Source organism: Paraburkholderia sp. BL10I2N1, assembly GCF_004361815.1.
In the GTDB taxonomy this organism is placed as follows: Bacteria; Pseudomonadota; Gammaproteobacteria; order Burkholderiales; family Burkholderiaceae; genus Paraburkholderia.
Genome location: NZ_SNWA01000001.1, coordinates 2,211,913 through 2,238,522, shown reverse-complemented (window position 1 = coordinate 2,238,522; position 26,610 = coordinate 2,211,913). Strand labels below are relative to the sequence as shown.

Below are 26,610 nucleotides of genomic sequence, written 5' to 3'. Positions count from 1 at the left end.
TGCGGTTGTGGTGCCGGCGTAAGTGGATTACGTTTTGTAAATAAATTTAGGAATGCAGAGTCAATTCTATCTAACAATTGGCGAAACACCGATGGAGGTCGTTATGAAGCGTTCAAGTCGTGCAGGGCTGCTTGCAGCCGTGGCAATTCTGTTATCCGGTGCGGCAGCTCCCGCGCTTGCGTCCACGCCTTTTCCGGGTGGAGTATGGAGCCCGGGCAACCCGACTTACGGGACTGCACTAGACAAAAGCGTCCCGGTCACCATGAGCGATGGAACAGTGCTTATGGTCGATGTGTCCTACCCCACCGACTTGCATACCGGTGCTCGGGCGAAGGGTCCGTTCCCTGTCATCCTCACTCAAACGCCATACCTCACGAATCCGTCCACGGCTGGTGATTACTTCGTTCAGCGAGGCTACATCTATGTGACAGCGTCGGTCAGAGGGACACGGAATTCAGGCGGCGAATTTTCCTTCTTCGGGAGCGACGGGAAGGATGGTGCCGAGATAGTCCAATGGGCCGCCACGAAGCTGCAGAACTCTAACGGCAAGATTGCTCTGCAAGGCGGTTCTTGGTCAGGACTGAACCAATATACGACGGCGCTGGCAGCCGGAAAAAATTCACCAATCAAAGCTCTGGCGCCGTTTTGTGCAGGGGCGGAGTTTTACCGTGAGACGTATTTCGCAGGCGGAATCCCGACACAAACGGGCCAATTCCCATTGGGTTTCGGTGCGGCGGTTGGTAACAATCATGGCGCGACCGCCTACGGCCAGTCTATGGTCGACGAAATCAACGCGGGTGGTCCCAGGGCTTATGACAGAGATTTTTGGAAGGCGCGCTCTCCCGGCACGTTCGCTCGGCAACTCGCAGACCTCGACATTCCGACTCTGATTTGGAGCACGCACCAGGACATTTACGCTGAGAGTTCTATGTCCATGTACGCATATCTGCAGAACACGAGAAGCGGCCAATACGTGTACGGGCCTATGCGTCCGAATCAGGATGTCACTGGCCGCTATCAGGTGATTATCAGCCAAGGCGGTCACTGCCAATTTGAGGAGCAGACGACAGGGCAGAACATTGCAAACAACATCACGCTGGAATGGTTCGACACCTGGCTTAAAGGCAAGAAGACGGGGATGGCCGACACGAAGCAGCCGGTCCACGTCCACGAGTTGATTTCCAACAACTGGATTAGCACCTCGGCTTACCCTGTTGCGCCCGTGTACAAGCAATACTTCCTGACGCCACGGGGAATTCTATCGAAGAAGCCTTCGAATCAATCGGCGGAAGTTAATCTACTTTGGGCGCAGCCAGGCGCCGGTAGCACGGCCCAATTTGATGGGCCGGTTCTGAAGAAGGGAGCGACGCTTGCCGGCCCGATGAGTGCGTCATTCTACGCCTCGTCGACAACGCCGAATCTGGAACTCATCGCGACGGTGCAACTGGTGGGTCCGGATGGGACTGTCACTCCGCTTTCCAGTGGTACTGTCCTTGGCAGCCTCTCGAGGAACGACCCGAATCGCTCGTGGCTCGATAAGAACGGCGTGCCTGTGAAGCCTTACGGCGAATACTTCGCAGACCACTACGTACCCGCCGGTAATATTCGTCGTTACGACTTCGTGATTTCGCCGAAGTTTGCCTCAATTCCGGCGGGAAGCAAGGTCCGACTCATCGTCAGCACTCAGACTCCGACGCAGCAGTCGAACGGCATCGGGTCGCCGCCTCCGGCAAACTCGCAATGCTCTCCCGTACTCGGCACGGATGCGTGCTTTCCGACGCATCCTCAGGTGGTCTCACTCACGGGAAGTACCGTCTCACTGTATGTTGGCGCAAGCCTCCCGTCGTCCTTGAATTTGCCTTTGCTCAAAGCAGGCTGCTTCAAGTCTGAAGGCAACACGAGTCTCCCATACTGGGACTCTGATTCGGCGAAGATGGAAGGTCCCGTGTGCCAGGAGGCAGACGACGACTGAGCGGGATTCGATGCGGTAAGTAGTTCGCCCCGTCCTAAGGGACGGGGCGTTTCGCGGGGGTCGGAAATTTCCGATTCAACAGGTTGCCCCAATGCCGTCGACTCCCATAATGCTTTCAGTCGAGATGGCGCGGCGAGCAAATCGATAAGGCGGCGCCTATTCGGACAGGTGAGTTCGGCCGGTCGCTCCAACGCCGCAGCGGAATTCGTTGCGCGGTGCGAACCTCGGGGCGGATGCGGTTGACAATCATCATGCCGATGGTGGTCCAATATTCTGACGCTGCTTGCTCAGTCTTCAGGGACTCGTGCTCGACAATACTTGCGTTCATCGGGCTCACCAGAAAATCTTCGAGGTCTGCGAGGCTTGAAAAGCTCATAAGACTTATTCCATCAAGCTTCGCTGCGTCAGGGTGAAAAAACGGCTGGCCGGGTTCTCGACCACCGATGTTGTGAAGCTGGGCATAACGTTTGACCAACTGACTGCCCTGGCAGTGACTGCTGACATTGGGGCCATGGTCCTCGAGCCACCACTGCTGGAATGATTCGCGCGCCTCGTCTTTTCGACGCACATGTAGCTTGACCAATGTGACTGCTTCATTTCCCGATTCGCTGGGAATGATGATGTGCTGCCGAGCAAGTACCGGCGCGATGTCACGAAACATGGTCAAGTCCTCGGGAAGAATTTTGGTGCGCACTCGCTCGTTAGCGAACACAGCAGCGACGTCGTCGATGCTCTCAAAGTTGAGATACGCGACGCCGTCCCAGCGCGGCCGTTGATACGGTTCAATGTGTCCGAGAATTGTCGGCCAGAGCATTCCGCTTTCGTCGACTGGAGCGCGGTATGGGGGCGCGTTAAAGCTTGTTGGCCCTGGAGCGAATCGATGCAGTTGGTCATAACGCAGCAGTCGCTCTAAGCTGCGGTCGTCGTCCTCTTCGATGTGGGTGAAACGAACGCCATGCACCTTTCGCCAATACTCGCCCCAGTGCTCGAAGTTGACGTTGGGATTACTCTCGAAACCAATGGCGGAAGAGTTTTCCGCCGGGTCTCGTAATGGATGGCCAGACCTGTCGAGCGTGTAACCATCACCCACTCGACGTACGTCGATTGGCGTCGTGTCCGCACGGGAAAGCAACGAAAAGAGAACTGTCAGCGGCCCGCTTCCACCTGGTCGAGTTTGGACGTAGGGCGGTCGAAACAGCTTTTCGACAACGAAGTTAGACATGGGTTGACCTTCGGACGATTTGAAAGAGAGAAATGGGAACGGGAATGGAGACGTCTCCCGCAACCACGCTGACATCTCATCGCCCAGCGCGCCTCCTTCGATAGGGGTAAACGGCATTAAGGCTAAACATGCGGAGACTCGACACCGACACACTGACGAAGGTCTATCTTGAGTTCATTGTCACTCGCTGTCCGCGACGTGGGTTTCGTCTGGAAGATAGAGTCTTGACATCTGCCGAGGTCGATAACCCTTGCATCTGGCGCCACGATTGCCCTCAAGACGGAGCGTAGGGAGCGTAATCCACGTAACCCTCTGCGCCGCCACCATAGAAGGTCGCCGGATTTGCGGGGCTCAGTGGCCAATCATTCTGAAGGCGGGCAACGAGGTCGGGGTTGCTGATGAATGCAGCGCCGAATGCAACGAGGTCGATAACGTCATCGTCAATCATTTCCTCCGCAAGTTCTCGCGACATACCTCCTGCAAGAATGAGCGCAGTATTTGGCAGATAGCCTTTCAGGAGACGCAGGAGGGCCATAAATCCAGACTCGGATTCCGGTTCAAGAGCGTTGTCCAGGCGCGAGTATCCCGACTGATTCATGACGTGAACATACGCGAGCTTTCGCTTCCCGATTTCGCGGCAGAGCTCAGTGTATGTCGCATCAATGGTCGGATAGAAGGGCATGTCGAATAGCTTGCCATAAGGCGAAATTCGAATTCCGACCCGCTCAACACCGATACGCCCAGCAACGGCATCGATGACTTCGAGAGTGAAGCGCAACCGATTCGCAATGTTGTCGGCTGAGTAGCAATCGCTCCGGTCATTGACGAGCGGGTTCATGAACTGCTCGAACAGATAGCCGTTCGCGCCATGAATTTCGACCCCGTCAAACCCTGCCTTCATAGCATTGTCGGCAGCCTGAGCGAAATCCTGGACGATACGCCGAACTTCCTGCGTCTCGAGCTGACGAGGCGTGGGCGTGTCTACGGGGTTGGGCTTCCCGTTATCGTCGTAGGCGAAGGCCTTCGCGTTCACTGCATGTTTGGAACTGGCGCTGACGGGGGCCTTCCCATCATCCTGAATCGAAGGATGGGAAACGCGACCGACGTGCCAGAGCTGCGCGAAAATCTTTCCACCGACGGCGTGAACGGAATCGGTAGTCAGGCGCCAGCCGGCAATTTGCTCCGGCGTGTAGATGCCTGGGTTGAAGAGATAACCCGTTCCTTCTCGCGAAATCGATGTGCCTTCGCTGACAATCAGACCAGCGGTAGCGCGCTGCGTGTAATAGAGAGCAATGCGTTCATCAGCGACATCACGCGAAGCGCGTGCTCGCGTTAGCGGAGCCATGACAATGCGGTTCTTTAATGCGGTGCCAGAGAGATAGAATGGTTCAAAAATGGTTTTCATAGATGGATTACGCGACCACGTCAGGGAGCCAGCGTGCACTCGGGTGCACATCGTCAGTGTGAAGGAAAGTGCGGAAGGACTTCGGAAGCGAGCTCATCCATCAGCTCAGCGTACGGGCGTCGACTAACCTTGGGATTCAGCGCGATGTGATTCACGCCCGCCGCTTGAGCGTCGTGCAGAAAGTTCACAAGGCCTTTGCTCCCGGCTCGAAATCCGCCGCGCGTGCGGATAAGGGGCTCATTCTGGTTCTCTACCAAGTCGAGGAAGCCTCCTATACCAAGCGGCTTGAATTGTCCGGAACCGCATGTCTGTTCAAGCTGAACGTTCCATTGTTTCGCGAATGATGGCAGCTGTTCGGGCACCGGCGAGGAGCCAATGAATCCGTCCATGTTCTCAGCAATCCAGGCCATGCTTTGTTGGGCTCGCCCGATTGCAATAGTCAGCGTCCCACCGAATGGCGGCTTCGGTACAAGGTCGTGCGTTCCACGCGAGCTTCCGAATCTGGGCGAAGAGAAGCGGGGAAAATCCTCCTCCAGCACCTTGGTGAAGACATCAAAAGCATCACGGAAGCGCTCGCCTCTTGTCTCAAAGTCGATGCCGAAGAGAGGGTACTCGGCCGGGCGGTCGCCAGATGAGAGCCCCAAGACTATGCGTCCGCCCGACAGCTGGTCAAGCGAAGCTATCTGCTTGGCAAGAATCAACGGCTCGCGCATTGGCAAGACAATTCCTGCCGTCCCGAGCGCTATCTTCCGAGTAAAGGCAGCGAGATAGGCGATGTATGGAATAGGGTCGAATCTGACCAACATCGCCATAGTCAGGGTCATAGAACGGGACGTCGCGCATCCAGAGGGCAGCAAAGCCGAGACTATCGGCTTTCTGAGCCATCGTAACGTGGTCTCGCATCGTCGGCGCCGGCCTGTTCGGATGGGTTTCAAGCGGCAGAATCAGGCCGACGGTCAACTTTTCTCGCAAAAAGAGCCGCGCATAAGCGGGCTGTTCAGAAAGCTGGGCGCGGCTTAAGCCCTGCTCAACGTAGGCGTTCATACGGGTTCTCCATGTTGGCTCCATTCTAATTTCGTCCGAAAAGACAAATAACCGCCTAGAATTCCATTTACTTCATCCCTCGATTCCCAAATCATGTCGAAAGATAGATTCGATGGACTCAGCGAGTTCGTCCTGTCAGCCCAGGAGGGAAGCTTCACGGCAGCCGGCGCTCGGCTTGGTTTGACCAGCAGTGCGGTCGGCAAGGCCGTCACGCGGTTAGAGGGACGTATTGGGGCCAAGCTGGTTCATCGAACCACTCGGCGTCTCACCCTAACGAACGAAGGAGAGGCTTACCTGGCCAGCTGTCTGCGCGTGCTTGAAGATTTGGACGAGACGGAGAGCTTTTTGGCCACAGGACACCAGGAACCGGTGGGTCGAGTCAGAATTGAGTTGCCGGCCACCTTTGGCCGGCGTCACGTGCTTCCGTCGCTGCTCGAACTTTCGCGCCGCTATCCTCGGCTGGACATTTCGGCGAATTTCAGCGAACGGCTGGTCGACCTTATCGCCGAAGGCGTCGATGTTGCAGTTCGAATCGGCCAATTGAAGGATGACGCTGACATTGCCGCGCGACGACTTGGGCAACAGCGTCTGGTGATTTGCGCCTCGCCTCAATACTTTGAAGAACACGGGAGACCTAATGACAAGGCAGACCTGCTTCTGAATCACGACTGCATTGCGGGGTTGCAACGAAGTCGCCGGCCCGCGTGGCTGCTTCGGAATGACGCTGGCGAATTTGAGCTCACGCCGGTAAGAGCGCGGCATGAGTGGGGAGACGGTGAGGCGATGCTAAATGCTGCGGTAGCAGGTTGCGGCGTTGCTCAGCTTCCAACTTGGCTTGTGGGTGCGCATCTTCGCAACGGGGACCTGATTGAAATCCTCCAGGAATGGTCTGGTGGGGAGATGCCGGTTCATGTCATCTGGCCGAGAACAAAATATGTCCAGCCACGAGTCAGAGTGGTGATTGACGAGTTCATCCGGTTGGCCAACGACGTTAGCTCCGGGTTCAAGCCTTGAATATCAGGCCTCGGATGGTCTCGTGGCACTCGGTACCAGTCCCGTGCCGTCGCCAGACACGGCTAAGCCCGGTTGCATCTCGACCCGAGGACCCAGCGTCACTCTTCGCCATCCCGCGCGACCGACAGCGGCCGAGCTGCAAGCGTCGTCTCGCGGCGTAACCCAGTAACGCTCTCGTTCCACCTTCCTACGTTTGAGCATGTTCTCTGGCGTACATCTCTTGTTTCTGTGAATGCCCCTTGGTGAAGTTGAGCCCCGCCTTATCCTGAGCGAGACCTTCAGACACGTTCCAAAGCATCATGAGATGCCCCTCGGAGCCAGCGTCGCCCGTCAGCCGTTCGCCTCAGGGCGCTAACTTCGCCACCCTGTCCGGTGTCTCAAGGCTATCCCACAGTACCGGTTGTCCCGCGACCGCTGCCGTTGATGTCCGACCAGTCGCGCGGCTGCACCGCGTAACGGACAGCAGTATGTATACCGCGCAACAGGGTTGATGATTTCGCATTGGCGGGGAGCGCGAGGAAATCTGGCAGCGTGCTCGGGAGATTTGCCTGCGAAAAAAATGTTGGAGTCTGGGGCCGAGCTGCGAGAAGCTGAAGTTCAGCGAAGGTTTGCTGCGCTGGAGGGAAGCAAAACCTCTCTTTTGCCGCCTATAGTGCAGCGGGCGACTTCCGGAGTGATTCGCCTTCGGCTCGAGGCGGCGTTGTAGGGACGGCTGGTCGTCAGCCGCCCCTTCCGCAGACGACGAGCGCTTTGCATTGCGGGATGACCAAGCTGCGGCATAGAATAGCCTCTCAACCTCGTTGGGCGGCGTATTCGACCTCGGCAAACGACCCGTCATCGACTCCCTCGAGGTGTGGCGTTGCCGCGCTCACCGGCTGAGGGATTTCCAGTCGTACTCGGCCAATTGCCGCCGGGAGAGCCGTTTGCCGACCGGCCGCCACTTCCCCTCGATTTGGCGCCACTGGACGAGCCCTTCGATGCACCGCCCGAGTTGCCGCGGGCGCCACCTTGGCTACCACCTGTTCGTTTGCTCATCGCCGCCTCCGCTGGATATATTGAGCGCTACTGGCCGCTTTCGATGAGTCGGATTGCGCATGGCAATCAAGACCGTCGCACAACGATACTCCTACTCTTAGCGAGCGGCATGCGCCAGACGGACCTCATGCACCGAGTTGGTAAAATCACCATGTATCTATCAACCAACCGAACAATCAAGCGTCGTTGAATGGACATCTTCTACTACTGGCAAAAGCTCGAAACGAACCTCAAGAACCGTGAGGTCGGGTACTTTGGTTCCAACAACCCAAAGCTCTCGGAACTCGCTGGACGATTACCCGAGCGAATCTGGGTGTTCAAGACGCCGAAAGGCATGAAAGGTTCAATTCAGCTAGTAGGGTCGCTGATGGTCTGCGACGAGCCGCGCGTTGCAGTCAACACTGACTACCCAAACGTGATTTACTACGACCCGTTCTCGCCCGAGTCGGTCATCTACACGGACTCAAATACGCCGGAGCGAATAGCCGAAGTCTCAGGATACTTTCAGTACCGGTTCCACTCAGCGTTCAGTGCGAACTTCAACGGTGACGCGGGAATACAGCCGCTGGAAACCAATGTGGTGCGGGGCCTGGAGGCAAAGGTGGCGGACTGGTCTAAGGTCCAGATGCTCGAACGGGTCAAGGAACCCGAGAAGGTGTACCCCATCAACCCATTCGCTCAGCAAACCCGGTAGCTGCTCAACAGAAATTTCGACTGACAGCCGCAAGCCCACCGAGGAGGTGCGACATATCAACAACGCGTTGGGCGACCAGGTGGCGGACCTCGCCCTCGCATTGCCACATTTCATACGCCGCGAGCAGCGAGGCGCCCAGCGCTGCCTGCTGGAATTTCTCGAGCGGTGTCGGCCAGACGATGACGTTCACGTTGTCGATGCCGGCCACATCTTCAACGTAGCGCATCGATTACCTTCAGTTCCTGACGGAAATCAAGCGGCCATTCCTCACCGTCGCATCGTACGGTCATGCCGTTATGCAAAGAAATGAGATACCGCGCCTTGTACAAAGCGTCGACGAGCTTGGATTCTCGTTCCGCTTCACGGACCCACTCATTCGCTTTCACTTTGAACCTCCTTGGGTGACGCGAGACGCTTCACCACCGGGCACCTCAAATACTGTATGAATATACAGATAACCAGGATTTTCGCAGGTATCATGGCGCCATAGAAGGCGCGCACGTGCACGCGCTATAAAGCCAATTCGCACAACGCTTGGGAATGTTCAGTCTGATTTCAGTGCGGGACTTCGACTACTGCCCCGAGATTCTTGCTTGTGCCCTCCGGTGCATCGGAGACTATTCATTGCAGTCTCGCGCACAAAGGGCGCACATGGACGCTGACAAATATAAGTACCGCTATCGGGCTGTGATTGAATACGCGAATGGCGCGATGTTCAACGTCGGCGAGCTGGATACATGGGCAACATCGACAAAGATTCCCATCTCGTTCAGCAAGCTCTTCGCTGTAGCTGACCCGGGTGATGATTATGATGCCGCGCACCACTTCATCTCCTACGAAATCCTGTCGGACACGATTTCCCGGAATGTCGTCCCAGACGACACCGACCCGGAAGACGCACGAACGCAGCTCGGGGCTGCCCACGACTTCGCCGCGCCAACGAATCCGGTCCAGCGGCTTCGTGACCTAGTAATGGTTCGCTATGACCGTCAACTTCTGTGCGGGGTATATGACGGCGAGCTACATCTGTACGATACCTTGACGCTCATGAGGATGGACGTGACCGCCGGGCGCCTTCGGTACGAAGCACGGGCCTTGTCCGCACTTGCCCATCCTGATGCAATATCGGAGTCAACGCTTTGGGCGCGCCGCCAACCGGCTCCCTTGTTTGCAGGCGCCGGTTTTAGTCCGGAGTTGCTGAAGCGGACAACGCTGACTAAATACCTGGAATTTGACACTTGGACGCCAGCCGCGGCCGCGATGCTCATTTGTGGCATCCAAGCTCCAATTGTTGAGGGGCAGCTATGCACCGAGATTTCCGAAAAAGGAGCGATGGGTCTCGACAACTGCTTCCTCTCAGGCAGTCAAGACCCATTTCACGAGGCTCGACGCGTGTTAGGCATCTGGCGCAGCCAAGTCAATCCGCCAACCAAAATTCGTCCGCTTGATTTCGTCCGATGGTGTCAGGCAAGAGGCTTAGATGTCGGTTGGCTGCGAAGCCTTGAGGAACAGGCGTCGAACAGGGAGCGGGACGACATGAAGGCCGCGATGGGCTCTGGCGTGGTGGTGGTTCCCAGCACACCGCTGGTTTCATGCGACTGGCTGGCGGACCATATTGCATTCACGTTCGTCTCAATACCGGACGACGAGCGCCTGACCACGGTTTTCAAGGTGACGGTGCTAAAGCAAATCCCTGTTCTAACTCAATCGAAACGCGAACCGTTGACCGGTGCTGACTGGCAAATTGTGCGCTCGATATGTGGGAATCCCCCAACGCGATGCTCGCGCGCCCAATTTGCTGAGTGGCGTGAAGTTTTCGACCAGGCACCCAACCGCCCCGCATGGTCGTTGGGCGGAGATTTCTGCGGGAGCGCAGAGATGCAAAAGGCGCAAGCTCGATGGTGCGACGTATCGACAGCACACAAGGCCCAAATCGCTCAAAACGTTACAGATGGCGAATTGGCGCTCGTGACGGCAGAGGGCATAACGACAGTAGACACCGCGGCGGGTTTCATCCGCCGAGACGACATTAAGCGGTATCTGGACCGCTATCACCTGCGGTGGCAGGATTCCCATGGAACGGCGCGCAATGCAGTGGGAGTCGCAAGCATCTCGGGAGGGTCAGAATTTGTTGGTCATGAAATTGTTCCCGATGCTCGCGAGTTGTCGACCATCGGCCTGACACCTGGAGACTGGGCGTTGATGAGCAGTTCGCAGTGTCAAAGTGCATCCCGAGCGATTGCGGACACCGCTGCGCTCGCCGAACAGGGCGCCCGCCAAGCAGAGGAACGGCGCGCTTTGGGGCGATACACATTGAACGATGCTGGGAAAGCGATTGCCGCGACTGGCGAACGCTTTGAGGCGCTTATCGAAAAAATCTCCAGCGCTGCACGGCGTGGCGACCTTCCGATGCATGCCCCGGGCGAGCGAGCACGCTACGAATATTTGGACGACAAGCCGGTCAGGCCATTCTACGAAGAAGCGTACTGGAACGACCTAAACACATGGCCTGAAAACCACGAACCACGCATAACGTTCCGCTTTGATGCGCCGCACGTCGAGGCAAATGCTAGTGCGGCCACTCCGCAATTTGCCAACGCGGCCCAGCCAGTCACTGAAGCTTGCGCTCCGGTGCGGAATAATTCGACATTGCCACAGCAAGCCGACCGTGCAGAACCTACCACTGCTCCGTCGCGCGCGACGCGGCATACGCTAACGACTCGTGGGGACCTGCTCACGCCGGTGATTAAAGCGGTTGTCACAAAAACGGGAAGCTATGATACCAACGTAATATTCACACCCCTTCGAGAAGTCGCTATCGAAGAGGACGGACCATTCAACGGTGTGGACGACGATGGCGCGCTCCTGTGGACAGATGCGAAGGGTTCCAAGCAGCGGCTGACAAAAAAGGCTTTGGCCGAACGCCTGCGCAATATGAAGAAGCGAGATATGGCAGGCTTAAACAGCGCTGTACAGGACAAGGCAGGCTAAGGCAGGCGGCTATCGGGATTTCCGTTGGCATGTAAAAGAATCCGTATCACCTTCAATTTGCGCCAACGGCGCGACGGTGATACAACATGAACGAGAAGCGACAGGCAGGAGTTTCAGGAAAAGGGCATCGGAGTGTGCGACCAACACGTCCGCGCAAACTCTATCTCGTGGGAAGCGCTGCGCTAGTTCAGGCGTGCAGCAACTTCGTCGTGCAGCTCGATGCGCACAGGGTCGGTGCCGCTATCTTCTTAGGCGTTATCGCCCTTGCGGCAGTCACCATGGTGTTCGTTGCCATGACGCTGCGCACGGGCAAGCCATTGACAGCACATCGACTATCAGATTGACATACCGGGAGGGGACGTTGCTTAAATGCGAAACATGACTGTCGCGTCCAAGTCAGCATCGCGTTCGTCGCTGTCCAGCTCTATGCTCAGTCTTTCGATGACGAGGTCTGCAATTTCGTCCTTGTGGTTTCGAGTGCCGGCGAAATTCAATCGGCGATTCACTGAGCCTGCGACCACGTCTGCGAGTTGCACTAACGCACTATTCTTCGAAGACACGGCAATGATTGACTCGAGTATCAGCTCATTTCCGTGTCGGTTCTGAAGACCATCGTGAATGCGTTGCTTCATGCCCTCAATCGCAATCTGGTCGAGAGACTGTTCCTCGTCCAGCGTCACGGTGACGTACCGAGGCAGTCCCACTCGGCCGCTGTGCACCTCGTGCTCCAGACCTTTAAGCAGCATGAATTCATGCAGACGTTGCACCGTGTCCTCGATGCTTCGTTTCAGATTGTCTCGCCGGACCGCAATGAGTTTGAAGCTCAGAAACTCCCGATTGGCATTGATGACATCGAGATAGTCGGCAATTGCAGCAATGTCTCCTTTGCCGAACCTCGCAAAATGCATCTCCCTCTTCGCAAACGTGGAGCCGGTCTTCCACGTATTGATGGCCTGCGACACGTCGAATACCGCGCGACCATTTAGCACCCAAACGGCTCCGACGATAACGTGCGCCTCGGTCTTGCCCGTCTCGTCAGCAAATACTTGGAGCGTTTGCCTTGGCGCCGCATCCTCGAGGACTGCATCGCGCATTTCGCCCTCAAGGCCCCGACGACGACGTCGTACCTTGACGTCGGCTTGAAACAGCTCGAATTCGTTCTGAATCTTGGCGCGCGCGCGAACGAGAAGTGGTACGTGCTCAAGCTCGAACAGATGTTCGGGCTTGATGCCGTGAGGGTTGAAGAAAGCGGGCTGAAACTCCTCCCAATACTTGAGCGCAAGAGTAACGTCGCTGTTGCGGGCGGCGGGAAACATATTCAGGATGTAGGCGACGCGGGCTCGTTGGGTCGAGAAGTCACCGCTGGCCAGCGAGTCGATGAGGTCACACTTCTCTTTGCGAAGACGTTGGACCTTCTTTTCCGCGGGGTCCTCTACCGACCCTGGCACATTTTCAGCGGGAACTGCTACCGCGCCCTCGCCAAGTGCGAGGAGCTCATCGCTCGTGGACATCTTGAGTCGCCTTCAACCTTTGGGACTTCAGTTTATGGCGGTATCCGACGACGCAATGTCCCGAAAAGGGGTAGATTTAGTGCCGGTTTCATCGTTTCGACGTCGTACGCAACTCCTTCGGTAGCATACGGTCGAGTTCGTCATCCGAGAAAAAAAGCTCTTCCGAATGCTTCAACGCCTTTTGTGCGTCGGCGTACGCCTTGCTGTCGGTGCGAGGCGCAGCCTTGTATATCTCTTCCATCGACGCGTTCAGGCGGTCTCGCGCGCTGCGTATTTCATCGACCGCGCGCCCATCCCTCATGTCGACTAAGAGCGACAGCAACGCCTCGCGTATGCCCCATAGCTTTGACGCGACGACAGTGTGTTTTTGAGCTTGCTCGCCGAGGCTCGCTTCTTTGAAATACAGAGCGAATCCCAGCAAGACTGTTGAAAGTGCCGCGCCAACAATCGTCCCGACATGCGAGTCGCCGAGGACCGCTAGCAGCAAGCTGCTCGCCGTTACGGCCGACAGGACAATCTCGGCAGTCTTGATGCATTTGTATCGCCTGATGTATCGGTCCGCCATCTTCTCGTGCGTCTTGTGCGTGTAAGCCGCGCGCGCGTACATCTCCCGCAGCTGACTTTCGAGCGTCGCTGCAGGCTCAACCGGCATGTCGTCATGCTGGGAATGCTGTTCCATAAATTTCCCGGTACTTTTGTCGGGCTGACCAGTCATGGTTGTTTCGCTGGTACTCAAGTGCCTCGAGTGCCCTTAGTTCGGCGGAGCGGGCCTTGTACTGGAACACGTCCCTGCGGTAGACATATGAGTTGCTACCAGGAGCGAGCCAGTACGTCTGTTGGGTGTCCAGATTCGCGAGGTAATTGAAGAAGTCGCGGGTCATCCAGTCGTAATAGACGTATGACTTGTCGCGGTACGCCCACGAAGCCAAGAACTGATAGGCGAGCGTGTCAATCAGCATTCCGCTCATCGAGACGATATTCGTGTCACGCCAAGCCCTAGCCATGCGACTCAGTTCGACAAGGTTGTAGTTGCACGCGACATTCCTCGCCGAGAAAGCCTCCATTTCCTGCTTAGGCTTGCATATTCGCCAAGACCCGCCGCTGTTTGAATCGGCAAAAGTATAACTGCCGTCATCGTTGACAAAGGCCGGCAAAACTTCAAACCTCACGCCATCGGTGAAGTTGATGACCACCACCTGTCCGTCGCCAGCCATATCCGAGACGTTATATGTCTTGCGGATTGAATTTTTGATGAGCGAGAGCAACGCGGACTGGCCGTTCCCGGCATGCCCGTGGAATCGCTGATAGAGCGAGTAAGGCAGTTCATACAACAGGTCGACGTCGCTCACGCTGGGGATGGCCGTGCTGCGACCGTACGACCCGACGTAGAAGCGGTAAGCGGCGTCCGAATTCAAACCACGCAGGTCGGAACTGAGTCGACCGACGATGCGGGCGGTCCGATTCGCGATTGACGTGCGTTTTTCACCATTGATTCGAAGCGAGCTGCAAAACCCTGAAAACCATTCCCCGACACGCATGTTCTATTGCCTCTACTTGTATTTTTATACGCCTATTTGAATCCTCCCATCTCTCAAGGGAAGACTCGCCAACAGTCGACGTACCCTATAGGCGACGCGCGGCCGTTCTCATTAAAGGATGTTATCAATAAGCTAGCGCGCCGCGGAAAAAATCCGAGGAAAGGGGCACCCGCGCTGCTGCGGCTGGCGCTCAGACCATCGGCTGACGGTCTGACTGTGGACATTGTGAAACGACGAGGGCCCTCTCGCGCAGAGCCCCTGTCGATTGCCCTTCAACCAACCCCTGTTCTGCTTTCCCGCCATGCGCGTCTTTCTCGCCGTTCATCTGCCGAAGTTGCCGCTCGAGGTCTTCAGACCGAAGTGGTCACCTGAGCCTGCTCACGGCAGCGCCGTGCTCGAGAAAGACAAGGTTGTCATTGCGGATGCCACTGCCCGCACGGCAGGAGTTCGTCTTGGGATGAAGCGCGGCGGTGTGCTGACACTGTCGCCCGAGACGGAAATGCATGAGCGCGACATTGGTCGCGAAGGCGCGGCGCAGCGCGAGGTTGGCATCGCGCTGATGAGCTTCTCGCCCGAAGTCGCACTGCTTGACGAAGCGACTGTCGTCGTCGAGGTCGGCGCCAGTTTGCGCCTCTTTGGCGGCCTGCTTGCGCTGTGTCGCGAAGCGAAGGCCGTCCTCAGTGCGCTCGGCTTCACCGCACGCGTCAGCGCCGCGCCGACTGGCCAGGGCGCCTGGCTGCTCGCGAAGTCTGGGAACCGGCGAGTATTGAAACTCGCGTCGCTTGAGCATCACCTCTCCGCGCTGCCAATGGTGGCGGTCCCCGAGGTCCGTCCGTTTTTCGACTGGTTCAATGGCCTGGGCTGCGAGACCATAGCGGACATACGGCGCCTTCCTCGCGCGGGGCTGCAACGCCGATGTGGCGAACATCTGCTGGACTCTCTTGACCGAGCCTTCGGTACCGCGCCCGAACTGTTTGACTGGCTGGAGCTGCCGCCGACCTTCTCTGCGCGCATCGAGATGCCAGACCGACTCGAGCATGCGGACGGAGCGGTGTTTGCCGCGCACCGCCTGATTGTGCAGCTATGCGGATGGCTTTGTGCCAAGCAACTCGCGGTGACGGGCGTTCGCCTTTCTCTCGAGCACGAGCGTGGCCGTGATGCCATTGAGCCAACCATTGTCGACATCGCATTGGGAGAACCGACATGGCGCGAAGAACACCTGCTCAGATTGTTGAAGGAGCGGTTGCATCGCATTGAACTGGTCGCGCCGATGATTGCTTTGCGGCTTGATGCCACGAACGTCGAGTCTGCAGCGCCAGCGTCCGACACGCTTTTTCCTGAACCGGGTGGCTCGAAAGAGGACCATCAGAAGCTGCTTGAACTGCTTGTCGCAAGACTGGGCGAGGAGAACGTCCTGCGGCCAGCGCCGACGGCGGACCATCGCCCCGAAATTGCGAACCGCTGGGTTCCGGTGTCGCAGAAGAAAAAGCCAGACGCACTCCCGAAAGGTCTGCCAAGGCCCACCTGGATGCTCGATACCCCGGTGCGATTACTGATGCGTCAGCACCGCCCGTTTTATGGTTCGCCGTTGCGTATGGTGTCGCCTGGTGAGCGCATTGAGGCCGGTTGGTTTGATGGCGAACTCGTTACGCGCGATTATTTCGTCGCGCAGGGAGAAGACACGAGCTGTTACTGGATTTACCGGGAACGCGTCAGCAGCCGCGATGCGGAAGAAGAGCAGCGCTGGTTCCTCCATGGCCTATTTGGATGATGTGCTGTGGATACGACCTTCAATATCCTTCCGGCTTACGCCGAGCTTTTCTGCCGGTCGAACTTCTCTTTCCTGAGAGGCGCCTCGCACGTAGAGGAGCTTGCTGAGCGCGCGACGCAGTTGGGTTACTCAGCGCTCGCCGTAACGGATGAGTGCTCACTGGCTGGCGTGGTGCGCGCTCACGTCGCCGCGAAGACAGCTAAGCTTCCTTTTATCGTCGGCGCCTACTTCAAGCTGGTCAACGCCGACGGTTCGCCAGCGTTCGGAATCATCCTGCTGGCGAAGAATCGAGAGGGATACGGCAACCTGTCCGAACTCATCACTCTCGCCCGGACACGCGCACCGAAGGGCGAATATCGACTCACGCCTCAGGACCTGTCGCGACCAGAGAAGGAATATCGCCATCTGCTGGGAGCGCCAGATTGTCTTGCGATTCTCGTCCCCGACTTCCCCGCAAAAGAGGACGTGCTGGAAGCGCAGGTCGACTGGCTCGACGACACGTTCCCCGCGGCATCTGTCACAGCACTCAGGCGGCTTTGTCATCAGCCGCGGCAAGCTCACGCGCCTCGTTCCGGTCGAAAACGCAGCGATGGCAGACCGCAGCGTGATTGAGTGGGCAGGAGTTTCGACCGGAGGCCCGCTTCAACCAAGATGCCGTTGATATTCTCGAAGCTTCGATGTCGGACTCGATTGGGTGTCCGTCGTCGTAGCTGCACCGCCTCAGTCGTGTGAGAGTCCGGCGGTAGGCCTGTTTGCTGACGACCTCGGCTATAACGTGCAGACAGTGCGCGGCGTGGTTTTTATCAGCTCGTAGCCTGTCTGTGGTCTCGGTGAAACGCTCCGGGGGAATCAGACCTGCTGTCATTTGCTGCTATCACAGACGAGCCACCACCGGAGGTCACTGCGGCAGGCCATGACCGGTGCATCGTTCCCCTCAAGCCGAAAAATGTGAGTGAGTGAGTGAGTCCGGATGCGTCTAATCGCGAGGCTTCATTTCGGGACTGGTCTGCTCAGATGTCGAACGTTGTCTCTTGTAGGTGACAACGGGTTGTTGAGCTACTTTTTGGCTCGCCGGATACGGTATCGTGCTCTGTCGCTCGACAAGCGAAACCAGCTTGGAGCTTAGTTCCGGAGTAGGTGCCGATTCTGTTGTGTCCGTCTTTGAAGCAGCGGCTTTTTGAGAAACGGCGACGTCTGCCAGCACCTGAAGGGCCTCAGCCTCCGTGAGTCCCAACTCTATCATCAATGTCGATTCCTGAAGGTAACGCCTCTCATCGAGTGTCTTTTCACCAAGTTCAGTGTCCCACCCTGTTTCGAACTCCAGGTCGCTGTTCTTGAAATGGATGAATTCCGACCAGTTCCGGAATCCATACACCTTGGCTAAAAGGTTGAGTGCTACTGAATGTGTAATCGAATCTCGACCAATACGCTTTCGCAGGAGCTTGGCCTTTTTCTTTGCCCAGTCAATCGACGAAGCGAAAACTATTTCATCCGATTTGTCCATGGTTCCTCCGGCTGAGCCATTCCACGCAAAGAGCGTAGCATGCCGCGCGGATTTCGCAAGGGTCATATTTCTGAAAATAGCCTACGACAATTTCTTCGATTCTTGGCGCGACTGCCGCTTGACTTGCGATATTGACGATTAAAGATATAGTGCGCGACGAGGGCTGTAGGTTCGCTTGGCGAGGTCAGTGCGGTGCACTCTAGCGGGGGTTCACAGACCCTTAAGATGTGATGTTGGCTTTGCACGGTATAGTAAAATAGCTTTGTTAAATTATTTAATTTGTATATCGAACTAACGTGTATAAAGCGCCGTGAACGAATATAGGTCACGGCGAGCCGCTCTGCGATTTTTTTCCAGTCGGTGTGCGTACCAATGGCCTGACCTGCTTGTTCGTGCGACTCCGCTGTCGAGCAGCTGGGCGCAGGAAACCGGGCCGTCGCCCGTTGCAGACGAGACGGTCTGGCCTTGGACAGACAAAGAATGCCTATCTGCTGCTTGAGAACATCGAGTATGTTCCGGGACGTTATGTCGCTACCCACCTGTCCGCCAGTGAGCTGAACGACCGTGGTCAGCAAAGTCTCGCGCCGAGGCGCATGTATATCGAAGGAAAAGCTAATCGGTTTTCCCGCCAGGTCAGCTGGGACGGAGTAACTCTGGCAACAGTTCGAATGGGTCGTTGAACCCGGCCCGGCTGGGTCATACGGATGGACCCTGCGAGTAGCGACGGTCCCGCACCGCGCTCAATGTGACGTCCTTGTTCTCGGTGCATAGGAAGGACATTTCGTACGGAACGAACGCACGCTCGCCGCCCTGTATGAACCACCGACCAGCGTGATGTGAGTCGGGAGAGAAGCAGTTGCACGATTAGTCGCCGAAGAGAATGTTGCATTAGCACAAGTGGCTTTCACGCTATATGTCGTTGAGGGAATAGCTGTTCGGTTGGTGAAACCTTGCAGCTTCAAAGGACGAGCCCGAGCCCGTCGGCAACGCTCATAATCGCGTCGCCTCCTCTTTGGTCAAGAAAGGACGTCACGGCGTCCGGCGCCGCAACTAGCGCTATACATGCGGAAACCAGATGAGCGATTCACATCGCCAAGCCACGCGCAAGATGGATTGAGCGCCAGCATACACAGGCCGAGCCGCAACAGGTTCGATGTGTCGACTAGCCCCTTGCGGCATGAGTCAATTAACTTTGGATGTATCTGCCGCTTGCTGCCCGCCGTCTCAATATGAGATTCGCTGGCGCATCACCTGTCTTTTTTGGCCTTTCACTGGTACGCGTTGCACGCTTTCGGCGCGTCAGACCAAGGGATGCGAGCGGGAAGGCTTCATGATGCCGTTACCTTCGTAGTGTCGTATGGCTTAATGTTAAAGGTATCAGTAGACCAGGACCGCGACCATTGCTTGCACAACCGTATAGCTTATTATCCGCAACTCGCAAGCATGTGTCGGCGGCAGCTTATGTCCTCAGGTGCTGGCAGGCCACCTCCGGTGTGCATGCGTTTTTCACCGTCGACAGAGATTTCACGGCGGTCATACTTAGGTCTCCTTTGCCAGCAGATGGCTCGACGGCCAGAGCCGCGACTTTGGTCTGCTTGATTGTAGGCCAAACTTTTGCTAGATTGCGCTTTGGGCGCAATGCCCAAAGGTTGCTACCGCATTCGAAGATGTCATTGGCCGCAAGAAGGGGCCGCCTCGCCTATTTATGAGAGGGTACTTTGGCGAGGATGCGATGCGGTATGAACAGATGGATTCGATTTTTCCGCCGAGGACAGGCTCTGCGCCATCGCGCGCGGAATTGAGCTTCGCAAATGGGGACACATCATGTCCCACTTGCCACCCGAGTGGTGCGCGACGGCACCGGCATAGCCGATTGCTTAAATGTCCTCTCCGCTATCTCAAACCACGTCGTCCGACAGCGAACCCGCGTGCGTCTTGTCGCGAGAACTCGACTGGAACTGGTCACCTATCTTCCGCCGCCCCATTTGAGACCTGTGCCTATCGTCCTGTCCTAGCTTTTTTGGGGTCTAATCGATTCGACCGTACTTGTCCAGCCCGTTGGTGCATTGGCCGTCGCGAGGGGCTTTCCGCGACCAACGGATACGGAGCAAACGATGCGGCTTGACTACATCCACCGCGGGTTCTGCGACGCGTCGCCCAGCAAGAGTGGCGAGCTGGTCCGGACAGAGTCTGCTGCAAATCTATCGAGAGGCTTCAGCTGTGTCCGTGCCCCCTTGGAATCCGGCGTTCCTCTTCAATCTTTTGACGACTTTAGATAATGAAAGTCTACCCAAGCGAGCGCTCCTTCGAGGTCGGCGGTCAAAGTTATGAAGGCTTCCCCATACTTGTCGACAACTTCGGGGTGATTGTCGAGTTGACTCTTCGCTTTTTCGTTGATGAACTGCTTGGCCGGTCCGGTGCCCGAGACCTGAAGACTTGGGATGCATACGGTCGGCACTTGTACGACTATTTCGGCTACTTGGAGGCTAAGAATCTCCGCTGGGACAGTATTCCTGGGTTGGGTAGCGGAGATATACCTCCTCTCGCGCACTACGTTCGTTGGTGTGACAGCACAGTAGGCAACAAGCCTAGTTACATTAATGACAAGCTTGGAACAATCGTGCGGTTCTATCTTTGGGCGCAGCGTGTGGGACTTGTTAAGTCCCTCCCTTTCCAACAGACCGATTCAGTCTCCTCAAATGCCATGGGTATGCTGAATCACAATTCGGCAAATCCTGGTCGCCGTAAGACTACTACCTTGCATATGACGGAGGCAGATGGGCCGATTAAGGTTCTCTCCAGGAGCCAGATTGAGACCGTTTTGCGGTCAACGGCAAATCCTACGCACCGTGCGGTGGTGCACTTAGGGCTCAACGCCGGCCTTCGGGCGGAGGAGCTTGCCACCTTCCCCGCGCACTACGTCGAGGACTGCAGCAAACTGTCGTCCAAAATTAAGAGTGTCCCTGTGTACTTGAAGCCGGATGACATGGACATCAAAAACGACAGGCCGAGGAAGGTTCGCGTCTCAGTAGAGTGCATGAATCTGCTCTGGCAGTACAGGGAAGGGGTGCGGCCGGCACTTCAGAACACCGGTTCAGCATGTAGCTCCAAGTTGTTCATCACGCGCTACGGAGAAGAATTCGCTGCCGACGGCTTCGTCGCCCCGCTCGCTCGCCTCGGGCTACGCTTAGGGTTTCACATACACCCGCACATGCTGCGGCACTCTTTCGCGACGCATACACTCGCCTCCCTAGTACTACTGTGTCACAAAAGTAGTTGCGCAGTCTATTGCCGTACAGGAAGAGAGCCACCGTTGCATGAGCCTTTGTCCAAGCAGGATGCGCAACGTAGTAATGGAATCAGGAACGTGACGTTGAGCGCGCTGGACTGCCCCGGGGGATGTAATCCGAGGGAAGGGCAGGCAGCGCGCATTCAAGGAAGTTTTTTTTACCACGTCCGTCTGATTGCATTCTGAGTCGCTGAGCCATCAGAAACCCATACGCAGCGATACTCAGTGTGGCGTGATGGTGAAAGCCACGCCAGCCTCGCCCTTCATAGTGACCGAGCCCGAACTCCTGCTTCAGGTCCTGATAGTCGCGCTCGATGCGCCAGCGCATTTTGGTCACGAACACAAGCTGCTCGAGGGTCGCCTCTTCGGGGGCGGTAGTGAAAAAGTATTTGAGCGGCTCCGTATCGCCATCAGGCCATTCAAGTAGCAGCCATTCTTCGTCGCGAACGGTACTTCGCCAAGTGTCGCGATGGGCGGGACGAACCCGCACGGCGGCAAAGCGTGAGGAAAGTGCCGCATTGCTACCTTCCCGCCAGGTTACGGTCTGCCATGCGCTTGCGGGTAATTGCATGGCCAGGTCCTTCACTGCGAGCGGTTCATGGCCGGGCGCGCGGCGTAACAATGTCGGGGGTTTGCCGCGCCCGCTCCAGGGCTTGGGCGGAAGCGGCGCCGTACCGGGTGCCCACACAGAGGTGCCCGGCCGGATCCCTACCGCATACAACAAACCCAGTTCAGTTACGCTTTCACGGAAAGCGGTTTCGTCGCCGTACCCGGCATCGGCGAGCACAATGCCCGGTGCAATGCCGGATGCTATAGCCTCTCGAAGTTGGGCTAGCGCAATCTGTGGCTTGGTCTCGAAGGCGAGATCGTCGGGAATGCCCGCACGACGCGCTCGTTCCCGGTCGTCAATCCATTCCTTGGGGACATACAGCTGCCAGGCAATTGGCAGGCTCCCGCGTTGCGTCGCGATCGACAGGCTCACGGCGATCTGGCAGTTATCCTGTTTGCCCAGTTGCCCACAGTATTGCCGCGCTACGCCGACCGAATGCTTGCCTTTCTTCGGGAAGCCCGTGTCGTCAATAATCCAGTAGTAGCCGCTTTCTTCAGCAGCGTGCTTGTCTAACGCGGGCATCACCCATTCGCGTACCCGCTGCAGGACCTCACGGTCAGACCAGTCTGCCTTCGCCACAAAGTGGTGGAGTGACTGGTGCTTCGCACTCGCGTGAAGTGGGTCAATGTGCGCGGCCATCGGCTCGACGCTCTTGCGAGACAACGGCAACACCAGGCCCGAACAGTAACCCTTGAAGCCAGCGTGGCGATCGGCGTGCCCTAACGTCTGCGCCAGATGATTCAGATACGCGTCAAATTCGTCGACATCTTCTCTCATCATCATCGCCCGAAGTCTGTATTATTCAATACTACCAGGTATCGCTTCGCTGTAAATAGGTTTTGTGACACAGTAGTACTAGAGGACCTGAAGCGTGCTGGCCGCTTGAGGAGTTCACCGTTGGTGGTGTTGAAGGGCCTACTAGGTCACAGCTCCACCCAAACAACGTCGCGGTACCTACATCATTTGGACGCTATTGATGACGCGTACGGAACCCTCTATCAAGCCGAGATAGATGCCCTTGCTTCGGAGTACCTGAAAGAAAAGGGAGTGACCGTATAGATGGCTAAGAAAAAGGATTTCGGAATTGGAGGCCCGGTACCGGCACGTGTAATTCCAATCGTCTCAGTGCCCGCCGAAACACAGGAGTGCAATGCGCGAGTGACCATTCCGCTTCCGAATGGTCGAGTTGTTGCGGCAGACTTCAGCGAACACCTCGGCCGAGGTTTTGATGACACTGTTTCGGCTATTACACAAGTATTATTGGCTATGGTCTCTACGAGGAAACCAGAGCCATTGTCACTCCAAACCATCGTTAACAGTGGCTTAGTGAACTGGTGGAAGTTCTGTTCCGAGCGCGCCACACAGGGTGAACCTCCGACGTTGCTCGCGATTGACGCCTCCACCATCGAAGCCTACGTGAGTTGGCTAACCACTAGGCTAAAACCTAACGGTGAAGTTTGGTCGAAGAACACAGCTCGCACTACCTACGCAAAGACAAAAACCGTGCTTGAGGCCCTTGTGGAACGCAAGCTTCTACCAAGCCATGGATTGTTTCCCCCTAACCCATTTCCGGGCGCAACTGCGCCGCACAATCGCCGAGCTTACATCCGACCACTTTCGGACGCAGAGCGTGAGCACATCCTCCGACCGCTCTCGCTTGAAGTGGCACAAGTCTTTGATGGGACACACTCCGGCGGCGAGATGACGCGCCTTGCGCTTTGCGTCTTCGCAATCCTTATGAAGACGGGCGTAAATCCCACTCCTCTCCTTGAATTGCCGAGGGACCTGAAGCTTTGCTTCATAGACCACCCTCGGGTCAACCGAAAGGTACTGGTGACATTTAAACGTCGGGCCGACGCGTACACGCAAACTCCACTCGAGCCTTCAGAGACGAAGGTGGTTTCATTAGATGTCTACAAGCTCAGTCAACGGGTCGTCGTAATGACTGAGCCGGTCGCTCTGGAAGCAATTGATACGCCTCTCGAAGGATACCTCTGGCTGTATCGGCAACTCGATGGCACTCTTCGCTGCTTGAGCACTCAAGAGCTTAGCATTGTCGCAAAGGCCTTCACGGACCGGCATAGACTCCGCCGCGATGACGGGACCCGCCTGAAGATGAGCAGCCAGCTATTTCGCAACACGAAGATAAATCGCGTATGGCGGGCATCCAAAGGTGACATCCTTGCTACGGCGAAGAGCGGTTCAAATACACCGCGTACGGCGGAGCGCTATCTGACTGTTACGCCCGACATGCTTGAGGAACATCGGCTTGCCGGAGAGGTTCTCGTTGAAACGCTCTCAGGGAACGTTCCGCGCGAGGCGACTCCCCATTCTGGCTGCAAGGACTCGATTAGCGGCGAGTTGGCCCCAAAAAATGGGGAACCTTGCGTGGACTTCCTGTCGTGCTTTCGCTGCAAATCCCAGGTCATTGTGCAGGACGACCTGTATAAGCTCTTTAGCTTTTATTGGGCGCTATTCGCCCAGCGCAGTCACGTTGGCTCGGACAACTGGAAGAAATTATTCGGATGGATTGTTCGCATCATAGACCGTGATATTGCTCCGAAATTTGACGCCGCGACTGTCGCACGAGAGAAAGCGCGCGCACGAAGCGAGCCACATCCCATGTGGCGGTCTCCTAGCGTTCTGGCAGCATTGAGGTCAGTTTTATGAGCGACGCAACGTCTGATGCCTTGCACAGTGACCCCGCGGCGCTCTCGCGTGAAAACCGAAATGCGCTCGTGGTGACTTACGTCCGGCTGGAGGACGATTCCTCAGTCCCGTTGTCATATTACGGCGAACCGGTCTGGAACTATAGCCCGTATGTCCCTCACGCAGCTCGGGCTCGCGCGGAGCGGGCAATCAACTGGGATAAGACGCCCACAGAGTGGGTCGAGTCCGCGAAAAGCGCGATATGGGCTTTTACACACCGCAAGCCGCTAGGAGGCATACAACTCGACCCTGCTACCATTCCGAAGCGTGCTCTTACCTTGAACGCATTTGCGAAGTGGTGCAGCTCTGCAGGCATCAAGCGGTTCAGGGACGTCCGGGCGTTTGACATCGCTCGATACCTGCAGAAGCTGCGCGACAAAGGTGTCTACGACCGTACGCTAGCCGGGCATATTGCGGTCCTGCGGAAGGTGTACGACATGCGGTCATACTTAACGGACAGCTTCACTGATGAGGCCATTGCCGCTCTTCGGTTCGACCAAGTGGGGCCATTGTGGGAGCCTGATGCAGATGAGCAGAGGCGCACCGAATTGATTCCACTAGGTGATGCCGTACGGCTGTTTAGCGCAGCCAGAGCGCACTTGGAGGACGCGGAAAGACTACTGCGCATTCGGGATAAACTCGAGTTTGAATGGCAGACGGTCAAGGAGCGCGTCGACCGCAAAACCTGGGGGAACACCGTCAAACGTCCGGCTGTGTTGAAGGCTGGTTTCAAAAGCGCTTACGAGTTCGAATCTGCACTCGTTGATATTCGAACAGCAGCTTACATTGTTATTGCACTCTCCACTGGGTGCCGAGTGCACGAGTTAGGGGACGCGCGGGTGGGCTGCGTCTATTCGGAGCTAGTGGACGGAGAGACCTATTGGTGGCTAAAATCCGCAACTCGAAAGATTGGCGACGGCCCCGCGCGGTGGCTTGCACCTGAAATTGCGAAAGAAGCCGTGTCCGTTTTGGAACGGCACTCGGCCCCTCTGCGAAAGCGCGTAATGGACGAGCTGGACATGGCACGTAAGCAGGTTTCACAGCCAATGTCCGACAAGCAGCGGGCGCATCTCGCAGTTCGAATTCTGGAACTTGAGAGAAATTCTGAGCGTTTGTTTTTAAGCGATACGGCGGGAGTCATCGTGTCGACCGAAACCAAAGCCCACAACAAGCAACTTAGAGCGTTTGCAAGCCGAAAAGGCATACAACTCGACTCCGCACTTCACACTCATCGCTTTCGGCGAACTTATGCGGTCATCGTCGTGCATCTCAACAAAGGGCCACGCATCGACCTTGTGACGCTGCAGCATCACTTCAAGCATGCTAGCGTGGTAATGACTGAGTGGTATGCTGCGCTGTCTGAGACCGACAGGGAGCTATTTGAACTCATCGAGGAAGAGACAGACCTTTTCGACTTAGCTTTGGTCGACCATTGGATGGTCCCCTCAACACCGCTCGCGGGCGGCCTCGGCAAGCGCATCAAGGCGTACCCCGGCAGGCATCATCAACCGATGTTTTTCAAAAGCCGACGTGAATTTGTCGACAGCATCCGGGATGGACTGAATATCCGCAGCACCGGCCACAGCTGGTGCCTAGCTGAAGCAGAGGATTGCGGAGGGCGAGGGCTCTTCGAAGCTTTCACGTGCGACGGCTGCGGCAATGGCGTCATTGATGACAGCTTCGCGGAGGTATGGCAGAACCTGCGAGCGCATCACGTAGAACTGGTCGGACTGGAAGACATCGGCCCCGGCGGGCGAGCAAAGGCGAAGAGGGGTCTCGCGGCAGCCGATGCCGTGCTGGCCCAACTTGCAACGGGCACGGAGGAGGATTCAGATGCGTGAAGCACTTCCAACCCGACAGCGCTTACTGCTCGCCCTGGCGAAGCTGAGGAGGGATGCTGGGCCAAATGCCAAGACCGGTCCATCCATCAGCGCAGTGGCGCGAGAAGCGGGCGTAAGCCACACCCTTATCCACACCAAACACTCGGACATCGCCGACAAGATTCGAGACGGAAACGGGAAGGGACCCAAGCAGCGGTTAGCGAAGCAACAGGAGTTGCTCGAACAAGCCCAGGAAAGTATTAGAAAACTTCGTGATGAACTAACCACGGAGAAAAAGTTAAACCGAGGCCTAGCGAGTGAGAACGGCCGGCTGACGCTGTTGGTTTTTCGCCTTGAAAACGAGGTCGCGGCGCTCGACTCGGGTGCCCGTGTGCTTCGCCCTAAGCCTCAAAGTCATAAAACTACTCAAGACAGCGGGTAAATCTGTTACCACTAGCCCGTCAACCAGCTCGAGCAGTCA

The 26,610-nt window shown here is 56.7% G+C and carries 19 protein-coding genes and 3 pseudogenes; 11 read left to right on the top strand and 11 right to left on the bottom strand.

Annotation, left to right across the window (positions count from 1 at the left end):
• The first annotated feature begins 103 nt into the window (after positions 1-103).
• Complete coding sequence (locus B0G77_RS10465) at positions 104-1,972, top strand: CocE/NonD family hydrolase (protein WP_166656135.1); 1,869 nt, start codon at positions 104-106, stop codon at positions 1,970-1,972.
• 115 nt (positions 1,973-2,087) lie between these two features.
• Here B0G77_RS10465 and B0G77_RS10460 read toward each other — a convergent pair whose 3' ends face one another.
• The 4 genes from B0G77_RS10460 to B0G77_RS44160 form a co-directional block, all read right to left on the bottom strand.
• On the bottom strand, positions 2,088-3,194 hold the full coding sequence (locus B0G77_RS10460; RefSeq protein WP_133662067.1) for an EthD domain-containing protein: 1,107 nt from the start codon (positions 3,192-3,194) through the stop codon (positions 2,088-2,090).
• A 274-nt stretch (positions 3,195-3,468) separates the two neighbouring features.
• On the bottom strand, positions 3,469-4,599 hold the full coding sequence (locus tag B0G77_RS10455; protein ID WP_133662066.1) for an alkene reductase: 1,131 nt from the start codon (positions 4,597-4,599) through the stop codon (positions 3,469-3,471).
• Between the two features lie 53 nt (positions 4,600-4,652).
• Positions 4,653-5,345: an LLM class flavin-dependent oxidoreductase gene (locus tag B0G77_RS10450; protein ID WP_243751115.1), complete on the bottom strand. Its 693-nt coding sequence runs from the start codon at positions 5,343-5,345 to the stop codon at positions 4,653-4,655.
• Entirely contained in the window at positions 5,269-5,643 is a 375-nt protein-coding gene (locus B0G77_RS44160) for a hypothetical protein (RefSeq protein ID WP_243751156.1), read from the bottom strand. The genes B0G77_RS10450 and B0G77_RS44160 overlap by 77 nt, the downstream gene beginning before the upstream one ends.
• Before the next feature lie 93 nt (positions 5,644-5,736).
• Between B0G77_RS44160 and B0G77_RS10445 the strand changes: the two genes are divergently transcribed.
• Both B0G77_RS10445 and B0G77_RS10435 read left to right on the top strand, forming a co-directional pair.
• On the top strand, positions 5,737-6,657 hold the full coding sequence (locus B0G77_RS10445) for a LysR family transcriptional regulator (protein ID WP_133662065.1): 921 nt from the start codon (positions 5,737-5,739) through the stop codon (positions 6,655-6,657).
• A 1,225-nt stretch (positions 6,658-7,882) separates the two neighbouring features.
• Positions 7,883-8,386, top strand: coding sequence for a hypothetical protein (locus tag B0G77_RS10435; RefSeq protein WP_133662063.1), 504 nt, complete (start codon positions 7,883-7,885; stop codon positions 8,384-8,386).
• A gap of 4 nt (positions 8,387-8,390) precedes the next feature.
• Here B0G77_RS10435 and B0G77_RS10430 read toward each other — a convergent pair.
• Both B0G77_RS10430 and B0G77_RS43125 read right to left on the bottom strand, forming a co-directional pair.
• Positions 8,391-8,579: pseudogene (locus tag B0G77_RS10430) on the bottom strand (hypothetical protein); the annotation flags it as partial.
• A 19-nt stretch (positions 8,580-8,598) separates the two neighbouring features.
• On the bottom strand, positions 8,599-8,772 hold the full coding sequence (locus B0G77_RS43125) for a hypothetical protein (RefSeq protein WP_166656134.1): 174 nt from the start codon (positions 8,770-8,772) through the stop codon (positions 8,599-8,601).
• Between the two features lie 265 nt (positions 8,773-9,037).
• On the opposite strand from B0G77_RS43125, the gene B0G77_RS10425 reads away from it, so the two are divergent.
• Both B0G77_RS10425 and B0G77_RS10420 read left to right on the top strand, forming a co-directional pair.
• Positions 9,038-11,377, top strand: coding sequence for a hypothetical protein (locus tag B0G77_RS10425; RefSeq protein ID WP_133662062.1), 2,340 nt, complete (start codon positions 9,038-9,040; stop codon positions 11,375-11,377).
• 86 nt (positions 11,378-11,463) lie between these two features.
• Positions 11,464-11,721: a hypothetical protein gene (locus B0G77_RS10420; protein WP_133662061.1), complete on the top strand. Its 258-nt coding sequence runs from the start codon at positions 11,464-11,466 to the stop codon at positions 11,719-11,721.
• A gap of 21 nt (positions 11,722-11,742) precedes the next feature.
• Here the strand turns inward: B0G77_RS10420 and B0G77_RS10415 are convergent, their stop codons facing one another.
• From B0G77_RS10415 to B0G77_RS10405, 3 genes are all read right to left on the bottom strand, one after another.
• Positions 11,743-12,888 (bottom strand): DUF3800 domain-containing protein, encoded by a 1,146-nt coding sequence (locus B0G77_RS10415; protein ID WP_133662060.1) that lies wholly within the window; start codon positions 12,886-12,888, stop codon positions 11,743-11,745.
• An 88-nt stretch (positions 12,889-12,976) separates the two neighbouring features.
• A complete protein-coding gene (locus tag B0G77_RS10410) occupies positions 12,977-13,567 on the bottom strand; it encodes an SLATT domain-containing protein (RefSeq protein WP_133662059.1) in 591 nt (196 codons plus the stop codon).
• Entirely contained in the window at positions 13,545-14,426 is an 882-nt protein-coding gene (locus B0G77_RS10405; protein ID WP_133662058.1) for a nucleotidyltransferase, read from the bottom strand. Before B0G77_RS10405 ends, B0G77_RS10410 begins: the two co-directional genes overlap by 23 nt.
• Before the next feature lie 165 nt (positions 14,427-14,591).
• Here B0G77_RS10405 and B0G77_RS45520 point away from each other — a divergent pair.
• The 3 genes and pseudogenes from B0G77_RS45520 to B0G77_RS10390 all read left to right on the top strand — a co-directional run.
• Positions 14,592-14,798: pseudogene (locus B0G77_RS45520) on the top strand (recombinase RecA); the annotation flags it as partial.
• Complete coding sequence (locus tag B0G77_RS10395) at positions 14,728-16,197, top strand: DNA polymerase Y family protein (RefSeq protein WP_208116457.1); 1,470 nt, start codon at positions 14,728-14,730, stop codon at positions 16,195-16,197. The pseudogene B0G77_RS45520 and the gene B0G77_RS10395, both read left to right, overlap by 71 nt.
• A 6-nt stretch (positions 16,198-16,203) precedes the next feature.
• Positions 16,204-16,692, top strand: a pseudogene (locus tag B0G77_RS10390) (PHP domain-containing protein); the annotation flags it as partial.
• Between the two features lie 481 nt (positions 16,693-17,173).
• Here B0G77_RS10390 and B0G77_RS10380 read toward each other — a convergent pair.
• Both B0G77_RS10380 and B0G77_RS10370 read right to left on the bottom strand, forming a co-directional pair.
• Positions 17,174-17,701, bottom strand: coding sequence for a glyoxalase superfamily protein (locus tag B0G77_RS10380; RefSeq protein WP_133662057.1), 528 nt, complete (start codon positions 17,699-17,701; stop codon positions 17,174-17,176).
• Between the two features lie 3,359 nt (positions 17,702-21,060).
• The gene (locus tag B0G77_RS10370; protein WP_133662055.1) at positions 21,061-22,377 is read right to left on the bottom strand and encodes an IS701 family transposase; all 1,317 of its coding nucleotides are present in this window, start codon (positions 22,375-22,377) and stop codon (positions 21,061-21,063) included.
• Between the two features lie 282 nt (positions 22,378-22,659).
• Here B0G77_RS10370 and B0G77_RS10365 point away from each other — a divergent pair, with 282 nt between their 5' ends.
• From B0G77_RS10365 to B0G77_RS10355, 3 genes are read left to right on the top strand one after another with little or no spacing between them, the layout of a single operon-like run.
• Complete coding sequence (locus B0G77_RS10365) at positions 22,660-24,270, top strand: hypothetical protein (RefSeq protein WP_133662054.1); 1,611 nt, start codon at positions 22,660-22,662, stop codon at positions 24,268-24,270.
• Entirely contained in the window at positions 24,267-26,150 is a 1,884-nt protein-coding gene (locus tag B0G77_RS10360; RefSeq protein WP_133662053.1) for a tyrosine-type recombinase/integrase, read from the top strand. Before B0G77_RS10365 ends, B0G77_RS10360 begins: the two co-directional genes overlap by 4 nt.
• Positions 26,143-26,571, top strand: a complete 429-nt coding sequence (locus B0G77_RS10355) for a hypothetical protein (RefSeq protein ID WP_133662052.1) — start codon at positions 26,143-26,145, stop codon at positions 26,569-26,571. Before B0G77_RS10360 ends, B0G77_RS10355 begins: the two co-directional genes overlap by 8 nt.
• Positions 26,572-26,610 lie beyond the last annotated feature (39 nt).

Excerpts from the sequence above, each read along its gene's own strand:
- B0G77_RS10420 (WP_133662061.1), top strand. The coding sequence starts at position 11,464 with ATGAACGAGAAGCGACAGGCAGGAGTTTCAGGAAAAGGGCATCGGAGT.
- B0G77_RS10455 (WP_133662066.1), bottom strand. The coding sequence starts at position 4,599 with ATGAAAACCATTTTTGAACCATTCTATCTCTCTGGCACCGCATTAAAG.
- B0G77_RS10365 (WP_133662054.1), top strand. The coding sequence starts at position 22,660 with ATGGCTAAGAAAAAGGATTTCGGAATTGGAGGCCCGGTACCGGCACGT.
- B0G77_RS10355 (WP_133662052.1), top strand. The coding sequence starts at position 26,143 with ATGCGTGAAGCACTTCCAACCCGACAGCGCTTACTGCTCGCCCTGGCG.
- B0G77_RS10435 (WP_133662063.1), top strand. The coding sequence starts at position 7,883 with ATGGACATCTTCTACTACTGGCAAAAGCTCGAAACGAACCTCAAGAAC.
- B0G77_RS10360 (WP_133662053.1), top strand. The coding sequence starts at position 24,267 with ATGAGCGACGCAACGTCTGATGCCTTGCACAGTGACCCCGCGGCGCTC.
- B0G77_RS44160 (WP_243751156.1), bottom strand. The coding sequence starts at position 5,643 with ATGAACGCCTACGTTGAGCAGGGCTTAAGCCGCGCCCAGCTTTCTGAA.
- B0G77_RS10460 (WP_133662067.1), bottom strand. The coding sequence starts at position 3,194 with ATGTCTAACTTCGTTGTCGAAAAGCTGTTTCGACCGCCCTACGTCCAA.
- B0G77_RS10445 (WP_133662065.1), top strand. The coding sequence starts at position 5,737 with ATGTCGAAAGATAGATTCGATGGACTCAGCGAGTTCGTCCTGTCAGCC.
- B0G77_RS10380 (WP_133662057.1), bottom strand. The coding sequence starts at position 17,701 with ATGGACAAATCGGATGAAATAGTTTTCGCTTCGTCGATTGACTGGGCA.
- B0G77_RS10415 (WP_133662060.1), bottom strand. The coding sequence starts at position 12,888 with ATGTCCACGAGCGATGAGCTCCTCGCACTTGGCGAGGGCGCGGTAGCA.
- B0G77_RS10370 (WP_133662055.1), bottom strand. The coding sequence starts at position 22,377 with ATGAGAGAAGATGTCGACGAATTTGACGCGTATCTGAATCATCTGGCG.
- B0G77_RS10425 (WP_133662062.1), top strand. The coding sequence starts at position 9,038 with ATGGACGCTGACAAATATAAGTACCGCTATCGGGCTGTGATTGAATAC.
- B0G77_RS10395 (WP_208116457.1), top strand. The coding sequence starts at position 14,728 with ATGCGCGTCTTTCTCGCCGTTCATCTGCCGAAGTTGCCGCTCGAGGTC.
- B0G77_RS10465 (WP_166656135.1), top strand. The coding sequence starts at position 104 with ATGAAGCGTTCAAGTCGTGCAGGGCTGCTTGCAGCCGTGGCAATTCTG.
- B0G77_RS10405 (WP_133662058.1), bottom strand. The coding sequence starts at position 14,426 with ATGCGTGTCGGGGAATGGTTTTCAGGGTTTTGCAGCTCGCTTCGAATC.
- B0G77_RS10410 (WP_133662059.1), bottom strand. The coding sequence starts at position 13,567 with ATGGAACAGCATTCCCAGCATGACGACATGCCGGTTGAGCCTGCAGCG.